Source organism: Flavobacterium defluvii (assembly GCF_900129555.1).
In the GTDB taxonomy this organism is placed as follows: domain Bacteria; phylum Bacteroidota; class Bacteroidia; order Flavobacteriales; family Flavobacteriaceae; genus Flavobacterium; species Flavobacterium defluvii.
In genome coordinates this window covers 279,476-292,852 of record NZ_FQWC01000003.1, presented here as the reverse complement: position 1 = coordinate 292,852, position 13,377 = coordinate 279,476, and the positions used below count along the sequence as shown (strand labels likewise).

Genomic DNA, 13,377 nt, shown 5'->3' with positions numbered 1-13,377 from the left:
TTATAAAAATACCACTATGAATTTTCCCAAACAAAAAATCTATAAAGCTTTAAAAATACTGGCTGTAATAGTAGTTTTGCTTTGCATCGGATTATATTTTTTCCGCAACTCGCTTCTAAAACAGGCAATTGCAAAAGTAACCCACAAAATGGCTGTTGATTATAACAGTGATTTTTCTATTAAAGAGGCTTCTTTTAACGGACTTTCGAGCATTAAACTTACAGATGTTGTTTTGGTTCCCAAAAATGCCGACACACTTTTAAAAATAAATAATATTGAAACCAGCGTTAGTTTAAGTAATTTATTAATTGGAGATGTTCAGGTTGGAACTTTAAAAGTCAGTAAAGGTTATATTCAATTAGTAAAAAAAGGAAAAATCCGCAATTTTGATGCTTTCTTAAAAAGAAACAAAGACGAGGATTTTGAAAAAAACGAAAAAAGAAAATACGGAACTTTTGCTTATCGTATCATTTCAAAACTGCTCAATTTGGTTCCGACAGACATGAATTTGGAAAATTTCCAATTCAAAATTGACGACAATGGCAAAAAAACTTCTGTAGCCATAAATAAATTGGTTTTAAGCGACAAAAAGCTCGAAACAAACATTCATGTTGTAAGCAAAGATTTTGATCAGCGTTGGAATTTAAAAGGTTTTGCCGATCCAAGAAACCAAAAAGCAGATATTCGTTTCTTCAATTTAGATACCGGCGCCATTCGCGTTCCTTATTTAGATGAAAGATATAACCTAAAAGCAAGTTTTGATTCTATTCGCTTAAATGTTGAAAATATTGATAAAAGTGGAAGTGAATTTCATCTTGACGGCTTCACTTCTATCGTAAACTTAAAAATCAATCATCCAAAAATTGCCAGCAAAGATGTTATCATAAAAAACGCTCGTTTTGATTATCGTTTTTTATTGGGCGATGATTTTATTTCGATTGACAGTACCTCAACCATGACGCTGAACAAAATAAAATTGCGTCCGTATATTTCGTATAACACTGAAAAAGACACCGTTTATACTTTGAAAGTTGATATACCGAAAATGAAAGCGCAGGATTTTATTGTTTCGCTTCCAGATGGTTTGTTTACGCATTTTCAGGGAATGCAGGCAACAGGAAATTTCGATTATAAACTCGATTTCAAATTCAATAAAAACAAACCTAATACACTTGTTTTTGACAGTAAACTCAACAAAGAAGATTTACGAATTACAAAATATGGCGAAGCCGATTTAAATAAACTAAACGGCGAATTTGTTTATCGTGCGATTATTCAAAATGTACTACAAAGACCTATTTTGGTTGGAAATGCAAATCCAAACTATACGCCTTTAGACCAAATTTCTCCTTATTTGAGAAAATGTGTTCTTACGACTGAAGATCCTTCTTTCTTTTCGCATCGCGGATTTATAAACGAAGCTTTCAAACAATCGATTCTAAAAAACATTAGAACCAAAAAATTCTCACGCGGCGCCAGTACAATCAGCATGCAGTTGATTAAAAATGTTTTCTTAACGAGAGAAAAAACGCTTTCGCGAAAGCTGGAAGAAATCTTGTTGGTTTATATTTTAGAAAATAACCGAATTGTAAGCAAAGAAAGAATGCTGGAGGTTTATTTCAACATTATTGAATGGGGACCAAATGTCTACGGAATTGGCGAAGCGAGTCATTTTTATTTCCAAAAAAGTCCTTCGGCTTTAAATGTTGACGAATGTTTGTATCTGGCAACGATTATTCCGAAACCGCGAAAATTCATGTATCAATTTAATGATGAAGGAAATCTAAAAGACTACGCGATAAAAAATCAAAAGTTTTTAAAGAATTTAATGTTCCGTAGAGGTCTTTTAGTTCCCGAAGACACAATTGGGATATTGCCGGTTTATATTTCTGGAAATGCGCGTTCGCTTATAAAAATAAAAGCTCCTGATTCTACAGCAGTTCAGGTTGATTCTTTGGCGACTGGAGATGAGTTTGATTTGTAGCTTTGCCACAAAGACATTAAGGCCCGATGGTTTATATTAATTTCGCAAAGTTTAATTATTAAGTTCAATTGCGTCCAGCTTTAGCTGGATGAAAATATAAACACAATAAAAAAGGCTTTAGCCAAACTTATTTGTTTCGCTAAAGCCTTTTTCATTCTTAATCTTCTTCCCCTAGCTGAAGCTAGGAGGCTATTGAAAAAATTTGAGCCTTTGTAACAAAAAAATTAAGGTGCCGGATCAGGAATTATTGCCTGAACAGCGTCAATTTCTGCCAAAATTTCTTTAGAAAGCACAACATCAATAGTATCGATGTTTTCTTTTAATTGATCTAAAGTTGTTGCACCAATAATTGCACTTGTCAAAAATGGCTGTTGCAATACAAATCCCATAGCAAGTTGTGTTAGCGTTAAACCATGTTTTTTAGCGATTTCCTGATATAATTTTGTTGCTTGCGTACATTGTTCACTATTGTAACGTTTGTATTGAGGAAAAAGATTAATTCTCGCTTTTGGATGACTTTCTCCTGTTAAGAATTTTCCAGTCAAAACTCCGAAAGCTAAAGGTGAATATCCTAATAAACCAACGTTTTCGTATTTTGAAACTTCGGCAGAATTTACTTCAAACAAACGGTTCAATAAAGAATAAGGATTTTGAACGGTTTTGATTCTCGGCAGATTGTTGTATTTACTTTCTTCTAAAAGACGCATCATTCCCCAGGCATTTTCATTAGAAACACCAATATGTTTGATTTTCCCTTCTTTGATTAATCCATCGAAAGTTTCTAATATCTCTCTGAAATTATCTTCCCAGGCATCATTGTGTCCGTGAAAAGCACGTTGTCCGAAATTATTAGTTTTTCTTTCCGGCCAGTGCATTTGATACAAATCGATATAATCTGTCTGAAGTCTTTTTAAACTATTTTCTAAAGCGTATTTAATACTTGCTGGAGAAAAATCCAGTTTTTCACGCATGTATCCAAAACTCGGATTTGGACCGGCAATTTTAGATGCCAGAACCACTTTATCTCTGTTTCCTGATTTTTTAAACCAGGTTCCTATAATTTTTTCTGTACTTCCGTAAGTTGCTTCACTCGCCGGGACTGAATACATTTCGGCTGTATCAAAAAAATTAACTCCTCTTTCCAGCGCGTAATCCATTTGAGCATGTCCTTCAGCTTCGGTATTCTGCTGTCCGAAAGTCATGGTTCCGAGGTTAATTTTACTAACTTTTATATCAGTGTTGGGTAGTGTCGTGTATTTCATTGTTTTTCTAAGGTTCTAAGATGCTGAGTTACTAAGATTCTAAGGTTTTTATTTTGAAGCATCAAAGATACAACGGTATTCTTCAAATGAGAATTTGACAAAAGTTAAAAAATCTACAAGATTTTAAAACCTCGCAAGAACAAAAAAGGCTCAAAGTTTTACTTTGAGCCTTTTTTAAAATCTTAGCATCTTAGTCACTCAGAACCTTAGCAACTTTAATTAATACTATTAAGCATTTCAGCGATTTCATCTAATCTTGGCGTTAAGATGATTTCGATTCTACGGTTTTTAGCTTTTCCTTCCGGAGTAGCATTGCTTGCCAAAGGAGAAAATTCACTTCTTCCTGCTGCTGTTAATTTTTGTTTGTTGATTTTTGGGTTTTCACTTAAAATAGCTACAATTGCAGTTGCTCTTTTTGTAGACAAATCCCAGTTGTTTGCAATTGGTCCAGAACCAGCATACGGATCATCATCAGTATGGCCTTCTATAAGAACTGAAAGATCTGGATTTTCACCTAATACTTTTCCAAGTTCTACAACCGCTTTTCTACCTTCTGTTCCTACAGCCCAGCTTCCTGAATTGAAAAGTAATTTATTTTCCATAGAAACATATACTTTTCCATTTTTCTGTTCAACTGTTAACCCTTTGCCTTCAAAACCATTTAAAGCTTTAGATAAAGTTTCTTTCAGCTTGCGCATTGATTCTTCTTTAGCAGCAATCATATCTTCAAGCTCTTTTAAACGATTTGCTGTTTTGTCTAAACGCGCTTGTTCGTCGGCAAGTTTTTTAGATTTTGCTTCTAATTGTGCCAGTAAATCACGGTTTTTAGCCATGTTACTTTCTAATGCATCGTTACTATTTTTCTCTAATGCATTATAAGAATCCTGCAAAACTTTGTATTTCTTTTGTTCTGCTGCTAAATCTGCTTTTTGTTTAGCTAGTTCGTCTTTTGTGTTTGCTAAATCTTTAGTCAGTTTATCACGATCTAATTCTAATTGATTTTTTGCTGTTTTTAAACTTTCATTTTCGTCAGCAATAGAACGATTTTCTTTTTTTAGATCTGAATATTTGGTTTCAAGATCATTGTAAATCTTTTTGGATACGCATGAAGTTGCAGACAATGCCAGAACTACTAATCCGATGGAGGCTTTTTTAATCATTTTACTTTTTGGTTTTTTATTTGGGGCAATTAATAATTTTTACTCTTTTGAGTTTCAAAATTTAAATTCCAAATTATTTCATAGTTTTTAGTGGAATATATAGAAATATTGAACGGCATTTTCTCTACAAGAACAATACCAAAATTTAATCAATCTCAACCAAAACGGGACAATGATCTGAATGTACAGCATCTGGAAGAATAACAGCACGTTTTAAACGATGTCCCATTACCTCACTCACTAAATTATAATCGATACGCCAGCCTTTATTATTTCCTCTGGCTCCTGCACGATAACTCCACCACGAATAATGATGCGGATCTTTATTGAAATGACGGAAACTATCGATAAAACCAGATTTCATAAAACTATCAAGCCACGCACGTTCTGCCGGTAAAAATCCCGAAACCGTTTTGTTACGAACCGGATCATGAATATCAATAGCTTCATGGCAGATATTATAATCTCCGCAAATAATCAAGTTTGGAATTGTAAGTTTCAATTCGTCAATATATTTCTGAAAATCATCCATAAACATAAATTTATGATCTAATCTTTCAATATTGGTTCCAGACGGAAGATATAAACTCATTACAGAAACATCATCAAAATCAGCGCGAAGGTTTCGTCCTTCAAAATCCATATGATGAATTCCGGTTCCGTAAACTACTTTTTTAGGTTCAATTTTAGATAATATTGCTACACCGCTGTAACCTTTTTTTGTCGCAGGATAATAATATTGGTAAGGATAGCCCGCAGCCGTTATTGCTTCTACAGGAATTTGATCCTGAGTCGCTTTAATTTCCTGAAGACAGATAACATCAGGGCTGGCCGCTTGCAGCCATTCAATAAAACCTTTGGTAATTGCAGCACGAATTCCGTTTACATTATAAGAAATAATTTTCATCAGATTGTATTTTTTAGGATTTCAAATGTAATAAAAAAGTGGAAAGTTTATAATTGAATAAAGGAAAAGTAGAGTTTTTTGTTATCTTTGTTCGCTCCTTAATAATTTAAAAATAGTAAATGGGTTTAGTTACCGCGAAAGAAGTTGCAAAGGCAATAAATGTTGAAAAGTACGGAGTTCTCGGTACTTTTTCTGGCTGGATTCTTATGAAGGTTCTTAAGATCTCGACCCTGAATAAAATTTACGATCGCAATAAACATTTGGAAGACCTTGACTTTTTGAATGGAATTTTGGATGAAATGGAAATTAAGTTCGAAATTCCGGAAGAAGATTTAAAACGTCTGCCAAAAGATGGTGCGTATATAACCATTTCTAATCATCCGCTTGGAGGAATTGATGGGATTTTGCTTTTGAAATTGATGCTTGAAAGAGAGCCAAATTTCAAAATCATTGCCAATTTCTTATTACATAGAATTGTTCCGATGAAAAAATACATTATGCCGGTTAATCCTTTTGAAAATCATAAGGATGCAAAATCGAGCGTAATTGGAATTAAAGAAACGTTGCGCCATTTAAGCGACGGAAAACCGTTGGGAATTTTCCCTGCTGGTGAAGTTTCAACTTATAAAGACGGTAAATTAGTAGTAGATAAACCTTGGGAAGAAGGCGCTCTGAAATTGATCAGAAAAGCAAAAGTTCCGGTTGTACCTATTTACTTTCACGCGAAAAACAGTAAATTATTCTATTGGCTTTCTAAAATTGATGACACTTTGCGTACTGCAAAACTGCCGTCTGAATTGCTTACACAAAAAGACCGCGTTATAAAAGTTCGTATTGGAAAACCTATTTCTGTAAGTGAACAAAATGAAATAGAATCGTTTGAAGAATATTCAGAATTCTTAAGACGTAAAACTTATATGCTTGCTAATCCTTTTGAGAAAGACACCAAATTGATAGACACAGCAAGTTTAAAAATTCCTAAAGCGCCTAAAAAAATCGTTACGCCGGCAAATGAATCAAAATTAATTGATGAAGTTCAGGCATTAAGAGATAGTGACAGCCGATTTTTACAAAGTAAAAATTATGAAGTTTTCTTCGCCAGAGCAAAGTCGATTCCGAATATTTTACATGAAATAGGACGTCTTCGCGAAATTACTTTCCGTGAAGTAGGCGAAGGAACCAACGAATCTATTGACTTAGATGAATACGACCAATATTATCACCATATGTTTTTATGGGATGATGAAACCAAAAAAATTGCCGGAGCTTATCGTATGGGATTGGGTTCTGAGATTTATCCGAAATACGGAATTGAAGGTTTCTATTTAACTGATCTTTTCAGGTTTGAACCGGAACTTCATGATATGATGCACAAATCTATCGAAATGGGTCGTGCATTTATTGTAAAAGAATACCAGCAGAAACCAATGCCTTTATTTTTGTTATGGAAAGGTATTATTCACACCACTTTACGTCATCCAGAGCACAAATATTTAGTTGGAGGTGTAAGTATCAGTAATCAGTTTTCAGATTTCTCTAAATCGCTTATGATTGAGTTCATGAAGTCTAACTATTATGACCCTTATATTGCGCAATATATTCATCCGAAAAAGGCTTATAAAGTAAAATTAAAAGACGCTGACAAAGATTTTATCTTCGACGAAGCAGAATCTGATTTAAACAAATTCGACAAAATCATTGACGAATTAGAACCAGGAAACTTACGTTTGCCAGTTTTAATTAAGAAATACATCAAACAAAATGCACGTGTAGTAGCATTTAATGTTGATCCTTTATTCAACAACGCTATTGACGGTTTAATGTACATTAGAATCGCAGATATTCCAGAAAGTACTATGAAACCTGTTATTGAAGAATTTCAGATTGAGTTGGAAAGGAAATTATCTGAGAAGGAAGATTAATCAGATTTACTCCAAAATAGAAAAATCCCATTTGCTAATACAAATGGGATTTTATGTTTACAATTTTTATTTAAAACTAGCTTGAAATTTATTCTACACCAACTTGATTTAATTCATCATATTCATTTTTTGGATCTGCTCCATAACGATTAGGACCTCTTGTTCCTTCAGTAGAAAGAAAAACCAAAAGAACAATTCCTGCAAGCGGAATTATACCTAAAAGTATAAACCAACCGCTTTTATCAGTATCGTGTAATCTTCTAACGGTAACAGCTAAAGTTGGTAACATTGTAAGCAATGAACACACAATATAACATACATATCCTATACCTGCTCCGTTTCCAGCATCTCCAAAAATTGCTCCAAGTAACCCTCCAATTATTAAAAAACAAATAAAAAGTATAATATTAGCAAGTGTAAAATACCAATATTCTCTTCTTCTTGCTCTTCCATTAAAATTTGCATAGTTCTGCAGAACTACTTTTTTGTACATTTCTAACATAATATAATCTTAATAATTCCCCTACTCTTAAGGCTTTTCAGTTACTCCGTCTTTTTTTTTCAACAAGTCGCAAGAATACTTGTTTTAAAGACGCTTTTAAGCAATTAAAAGACATTAAAGTATTAAAAAAAGACATTAATGATTCAATTTTCGAATAGAGAAACTATATTCAATCTATGTATAAAAAAATCCCATTCTTCCTGAATGGGATCTCGCTTTTTACAATTTTTATTTAAAAACCAGGTTGTTTATTACTTTTAAAACCAAGGTTTTTGACCAACCTGATAGGTCTGGTAAAACTCTTCGTCTGATTTTGTGAGATAAATAATTCCTTCAATTAAACCAATTAAGCCCCCAATTCCGCATAAAAGGCCTAAAAGAAGCTGAATTACTCCTTCTTTACTATATCCTAAATAAAACTTATGAATTCCTAATGCTCCTAATAAAATAGCCAGAATTCCTGCCGTTATTTTTTTATTCTCCTGAGTGCCTTCCATATTTTGATTATTTAAAATTGATAAAAAAATCCCATTTGCCAGATTACAAATGGGATTAAGTATATTTTAGAACCATCCTTTTTTACCTACTTGGTAAGTTTGGTAGAATTCTTCGTCTGATTTTGTCAGATAAATGATTCCTTCAATGAATCCAATTATGCTTCCAATTCCGCAAGTAACCACAGAGATTACTATTTGAATGATTCCTTCTTGTGTATATCCTAAGATGAATTTGTGAATTCCAAATCCGCCTAGTAAAATACCAAGGACTCCGGCAGCAACTTTTTTATTTTCTTGTCTTGGTTCTGATGGTGTATTCCATGATTCTGGTTTTGTAGTCTCCATTTTTATATATTTAGTTAATTATTGCAATTCAACTTTACCTATTTCATTAATTTCTTCAATCTCATTTTTTGGATCCGGACCATATTGGTTTGAACCTCTATCACCTTCTGTACATAATAAGATCAAAATCCAGATTGGACCAGCAAATGGAATGAAAGCAACAAAATAAAACCAGCCGCTTTTTCCAACATCATGTAATCTTCTAACTATTACTCCTAATCCTGGAAGAATTGTTGCAAAAGAATAAAGTGCAAAAAGAATATAACCTATTACTGCTCCTGTAACAGCGTCTCCAAATATTGCCCCAAGTATTAATCCAATAATTATTAATAAAAATGAAATTATACCATTTGCAAGAGCAAAATACCAATATTCACTTCTTCTTGCGCGGCCTTTAAAATTTGCATAGTTTTCAAAAACAACTTTTTTGTACCATTCAATCATAATTAAAAAAAATTAGTTAGTTTATTCCTACTCTTTTTAGGATTTTCAGCTCCTCCTTTATAAAATTTTGTTAAAAAAATCGGAAACAATATTAAACAAAAATTATTTTAAAAACTAATTCCTAATGTTACTTTTACAGAAATGCCTTGTTATTAAAGTCTAAAATGCTTTTCTTAAAATGAAGCTCTAATTAAATTTTGAATTTAGTAATTACTTAGAATACACCTTTTTAATTTTATCTACAATAACCTGAGCCAGTCGTTCGTGACTTTCAAAAGTCCATCCTGCAATATGAGGCGTTAACAACGCATTTTTTGCTTCAAGTAAATACTGAAATGCCTCAGGTGTGTTTTTGTCCTGAAAGAGAGTTTCAAATGATAATTTCTCGTATTCTAAAACATCCAGTCCTGCACCTAAAACTTTTTTCGTTTTCATAGCTTCGACCAAATCTGCCGTAACTATATTTTTTCCACGAGAAGTATTAATAATCCAAAATGGTTTTTCGAAGGCATTTATAAAAGCAGAATCAACCATTTTATCGGTTTGCGGAGTCCATGGAAGATGAAGGCTTAAAACATCCGTTTTCTTTTGCAATTCCTGTAGAGAAACCTGTTTTGCATTTTCATCGCCAACATTTTCCAAAATATCGTAACAAAGAACTTCAGCATCAAAACCTCTAAGTTTTTTAGCAAAAGCTTTTCCCATGTTTCCGTAACCAATAATTCCAACCGTTTTTCCGTCTAATTCATGACCACGGTTACTTTCACGGTTCCAATGCCCGGCTTTCACTTCGGAGTCGGCCTGATTTAAATTATTAAAAAGTGACAGAATTACGCCAAGCGAATGTTCTGCAACAGCATTTCGGTTTCCTTCCGGCGCTGCAATCAAATGAATTCCTTTTGATTCGGCATAGTCACAATCTATACTTTCCAAACCAGCACCAACACGGGCAATAAACTCAAGATTTGTGGCTTTATCTAAAAAGGTTTTGTCGATTTTAAATCGGCTGCGAATTACAATTCCGTTATAATCCTCAATTTTGGCTTCAATTTCATCTTTAGATGATTTAAAATCAGCGTGATTTTCAAAACCAGCTTCTTCTAATTGATTCCAAAGAACGGGGTGATTACTATCGATATGAAGAATTTTTATGCTCATTTTTTTATGTATTTTATTAAAACAAAAATACAGCTAAATATTAATTGTTCTCTTTAAACATTTCAAGTTGTAAAGTTTTCGCACAACAGAGTCCGTTAAATACTCCAATCTTTGTCAAATCGCATATACTTTGTACTTTGTAACTTTGTCTCTCTGAAGCTTTGCTTCTAAACTTTTTTATCGGTCAGATTTTTTTTAACTTTGAAGACAACCTCAAAGAATTTCTTCTTTTCTAATCATCACAATCTTTCTAAAATGAAATTAACCAAGACTTTTAAAGCCTTTTTTGAAAACGAAAAATCTGGAGGATTGCTCTTATTATTTGTCACGATTTTTTCTTTGTATGCCGCAAATTCTTCTTTTGCTGCGGCATATATTGGTTTTTGGGAAAAAGATTTGGGCGGACATTCAATAACACATTGGATTAATGACGGGCTAATGAGTATTTTCTTTTTGCTGATTGGTCTGGAACTGGAACGCGAAATTTATCATGGTGAACTTTCTAATATTAAAAATGCTTCGCTGCCTATTATGGGTGCTCTCGGCGGAATGCTTATTCCTGCGGCGATTTTTCTTGCTCTAAATTTTAAAACTCCTACGCAAAATGGTGCCGGAATCCCTATGGCAACTGATATTGCTTTTGCAATTGGAATTCTATCGCTTTTAGGCAGCAAAGTTCCGGCGTCTTTAAAAGTTTTTCTAACCGCGCTTGCCGTTATTGACGATTTGGGAGCTATAATTGTCATTGCAATATTTTACACTACTTCAATTTCTTTTCTAAATCTTGGAATTGCACTTGGAATTTGGTGTCTTCTTTTTGTGTTAAACCGAATGAAAATTCATAACCTTATTCCATATATAATTGGCGGAATAATTATGTGGTATTTTATGCTAAATTCAGGTATTCACGCTACAATTACCGGAGTAATTTTGGCATTCGTAATTCCGTTTGGCGATGGCGGCGAAAAAACGTCTTCATACAAACTGCAGCATTTTCTACATAAACCTGTTGCATTTATAATTCTGCCGTTGTTTGCCGTTGCCAATACTTGTATCACAATAAATTCAGACTGGCATTCAGGTTTAAATCATCCAAACGCATTTGGAATTATTCTGGGTTTAGTAATTGGAAAACCTTTAGGAATTGCTCTTTTCTCTTCTATAGGAGTCAGTGCAGGTTTATGTGCTTTACCCAAAAATTTAAAATGGACACATATTTTAGGTGCCGGAATGCTGGGCGGGATTGGTTTTACAATGTCAATCTTCATAACCCTTCTGGCTTTTAAAGATCCCGAAACAATTCTTTATTCTAAGATATCGATTTTAATTGCTTCTGTACTTTCGGGAGCACTTGGATTTGCTTATTTAAAACTTGTCCTGACTAAAAAGGAAAACGTTTAGTTATCGTAACGCAGATTTTAGCAGATATAAACAGATTAATTTAATAATAAATGAAAAAGTATTATTCTTTATTTGCAGCCCTTGTTTTATTATCGTCATGTAACGATAAAAAGCCTGTTTCAGTATCAAAAGCAAATATTCCTGCAGACACAATTGTTATCGAAACAAAAAGCCATGAAGATTCTATAGAAGGAATTTATGAAACAAAACCTGAAAATAATAATGCTGACGACTGCAAAATTTCATTAGAAATAAATAAAACCAAAAATGGTTATTCGTATTTCTTAAAAACGAAAACAAGGCAGTTGAAAGGAATTTCAAACTTTATTACAGAAGAATCCGGTGAAAAATATTTGGTTTTAGAAGGTATAAAATGGGATGAATACGAAGGCGATATTAGCAACGAAGAAAATGATTCTGTTTCTGGTTCAAAAGAATTAGAAATTCCGGTTGGAATTACTGCTGGTTATGTTAAGGATACACTCACCATTCAAAACTATGGGAATGCGATGAATTCATATACAAAGCTATCAGAATGTGGCAGGAAATATATTCAACTTATTAAAAAATAACAATCTTAAAACTCAATATTATGATAGCAAGAATATGGCATGGGAAAACAAAAGTTGAAGATTATGAAGCTTATACAGAGTTTACAAAAAAGACAGCAATTCCGGATTATTCCAAAACAACTGGTTTTATAAAATTGTCTTTTTTGAGAAATATTAAAAACAATGAAGCTCATTTTACGCTAATCACTTATTGGGAAAATCTTGAAGTAATAAAGAATTTTGCAGGAGAAGATTTTGAAAAAGCAAAATATTATCCTGAAGATGATGATTTCTTACTAGAATTTGAAGAAAAAGTAGAACACTTTGAGGTTTTTGCTTAAACAACTATTATCAAATCTTAAAACAAAAATTCCAAATCCCAATTGTTCGTTGGGATTTGGAATTTATAAATTGAGATTTTTATTTTAACAATCCTTTAATCTGTTTCAAAGACGTCTTAATTCCTTTTATTAAAGATGAACTGAAACCATTGTGTTCCATTTCATTTAATCCTACGATTGTACAGCCCTGAGGCGTCGTTACGCGGTCGATTAATTGTTCCGGGTGAACACGCTCTTCTAAAAGCATTTTAGCCGCTCCTTTTACCGTTTGTGCTGCAATTGCAAGAGCAGTATTAGAATCGAATCCAATTTCGATTCCTGCCTGCATAGATGCACGAATGTAACGCAATGCATAAGCAGTACCACATGCACCTAAAACTGTCGCTGCATCCATTAGTTTTTCATCGATTACAGGAGCAGTTCCTAAATCCTGAAATAAGTCTACAATCGGTAAAGCTTTTTCTCTGTCTTTTTCAGGAAAAGATATACACGTTGCCGACTCTCCAAACTGTGCGGCTATATTTGGCATAATACGTACAACCGGATATTCGTTGTTTGTCTTTGACTGAAGCATATCTAAAGATAATCCGCTAACAGCCGAGGCTATAGTTTTATTTTGAATTACAGGAAGAATCTCAGCCAATACAGTATCAACCTGATAGGGCTTAATTGTTAAGATAACCACATCAGCTTCCTGAATGTTATGTTTATTATCGTTTGAAACCGTAATTCCATATTCAGCTAAATATTGAATACTCGCCGTGTTTCTTCTGGTTACTGTTACCTGATTATTTTTAGAAAATTTTGCAATTCCCAAGGCAATAGAAACTCCAAGGTTTCCTCCCCCTATAATGTGTACTTTCATCCTGCTTGGTTTTAATTTATTTTTGGCTGCTGAATAGC

14 protein-coding genes are annotated in these 13,377 nt (G+C 33.3%); 5 read left to right on the top strand and 9 right to left on the bottom strand.

The window, feature by feature from the left end; all coding sequences use genetic code 11:
- The first annotated feature begins 16 nt into the window (after positions 1-16).
- On the top strand, positions 17-1,984 hold the full coding sequence (locus BUC29_RS08910; RefSeq protein ID WP_073415990.1) for a transglycosylase domain-containing protein: 1,968 nt from the start codon (positions 17-19) through the stop codon (positions 1,982-1,984).
- Positions 1,985-2,208: 224 nt separating this feature from the next.
- Here BUC29_RS08910 and BUC29_RS08905 read toward each other — a convergent pair whose 3' ends face one another.
- The 3 genes from BUC29_RS08905 to BUC29_RS08895 form a co-directional block, all read right to left on the bottom strand.
- Complete coding sequence (locus tag BUC29_RS08905) at positions 2,209-3,246, bottom strand: aldo/keto reductase (protein ID WP_073415415.1); 1,038 nt, start codon at positions 3,244-3,246, stop codon at positions 2,209-2,211.
- 215 nt (positions 3,247-3,461) lie between these two features.
- Positions 3,462-4,406, bottom strand: coding sequence for an OmpA/MotB family protein (locus BUC29_RS08900; protein WP_073415413.1), 945 nt, complete (start codon positions 4,404-4,406; stop codon positions 3,462-3,464).
- Positions 4,407-4,551: 145 nt separating this feature from the next.
- Positions 4,552-5,313: an exodeoxyribonuclease III gene (locus tag BUC29_RS08895; RefSeq protein ID WP_073415411.1), complete on the bottom strand. Its 762-nt coding sequence runs from the start codon at positions 5,311-5,313 to the stop codon at positions 4,552-4,554.
- A 119-nt stretch (positions 5,314-5,432) separates the two neighbouring features.
- On the opposite strand from BUC29_RS08895, the gene BUC29_RS08890 reads away from it, so the two are divergent.
- Entirely contained in the window at positions 5,433-7,235 is a 1,803-nt protein-coding gene (locus BUC29_RS08890; protein WP_073415409.1) for a GNAT family N-acyltransferase, read from the top strand.
- Positions 7,236-7,323: 88 nt separating this feature from the next.
- Here the strand turns inward: BUC29_RS08890 and BUC29_RS08885 are convergent, their stop codons facing one another.
- The 5 genes from BUC29_RS08885 to BUC29_RS08865 all read right to left on the bottom strand — a co-directional run bounded on the left by BUC29_RS08885 (position 7,324) and on the right by BUC29_RS08865 (position 10,181).
- Positions 7,324-7,737, bottom strand: a complete 414-nt coding sequence (locus tag BUC29_RS08885; protein ID WP_073415407.1) for a DUF805 domain-containing protein — start codon at positions 7,735-7,737, stop codon at positions 7,324-7,326.
- A gap of 257 nt (positions 7,738-7,994) precedes the next feature.
- Positions 7,995-8,234 carry a TM2 domain-containing protein gene (locus BUC29_RS08880; RefSeq protein WP_073415405.1) on the bottom strand — a complete coding sequence of 80 codons (240 nt, stop codon included), beginning with the start codon at positions 8,232-8,234 and terminating at the stop codon, positions 7,995-7,997.
- 66 nt (positions 8,235-8,300) lie between these two features.
- Entirely contained in the window at positions 8,301-8,579 is a 279-nt protein-coding gene (locus BUC29_RS08875; protein ID WP_073415403.1) for a TM2 domain-containing protein, read from the bottom strand.
- An 18-nt stretch (positions 8,580-8,597) separates the two neighbouring features.
- A complete protein-coding gene (locus BUC29_RS08870; RefSeq protein WP_073415401.1) occupies positions 8,598-9,023 on the bottom strand; it encodes a DUF805 domain-containing protein in 426 nt (141 codons plus the stop codon).
- A gap of 210 nt (positions 9,024-9,233) precedes the next feature.
- Positions 9,234-10,181 (bottom strand): 2-hydroxyacid dehydrogenase, encoded by a 948-nt coding sequence (locus BUC29_RS08865; RefSeq protein ID WP_073415399.1) that lies wholly within the window; start codon positions 10,179-10,181, stop codon positions 9,234-9,236.
- 255 nt (positions 10,182-10,436) lie between these two features.
- Here BUC29_RS08865 and nhaA point away from each other — a divergent pair, with 255 nt between their 5' ends.
- Genes nhaA through BUC29_RS08850 form a run of 3 tightly spaced genes read left to right on the top strand, consistent with a single transcriptional unit; the run spans position 10,437 to position 12,474 of the window.
- On the top strand, positions 10,437-11,582 hold the full coding sequence (gene nhaA / locus BUC29_RS08860) for a Na+/H+ antiporter NhaA (protein WP_073415397.1): 1,146 nt from the start codon (positions 10,437-10,439) through the stop codon (positions 11,580-11,582).
- A gap of 50 nt (positions 11,583-11,632) precedes the next feature.
- On the top strand, positions 11,633-12,154 hold the full coding sequence (locus BUC29_RS08855; RefSeq protein WP_073415395.1) for a hypothetical protein: 522 nt from the start codon (positions 11,633-11,635) through the stop codon (positions 12,152-12,154).
- Between the two features lie 20 nt (positions 12,155-12,174).
- The gene (locus BUC29_RS08850; protein WP_208610043.1) at positions 12,175-12,474 is read left to right on the top strand and encodes an antibiotic biosynthesis monooxygenase family protein; all 300 of its coding nucleotides are present in this window, start codon (positions 12,175-12,177) and stop codon (positions 12,472-12,474) included.
- Positions 12,475-12,553: 79 nt separating this feature from the next.
- On the opposite strand, the gene proC is transcribed toward BUC29_RS08850, so the two are convergent.
- Complete coding sequence (proC, locus tag BUC29_RS08845; protein ID WP_073415391.1) at positions 12,554-13,339, bottom strand: pyrroline-5-carboxylate reductase; 786 nt, start codon at positions 13,337-13,339, stop codon at positions 12,554-12,556.
- Positions 13,340-13,377: the final 38 nt, after the last annotated feature.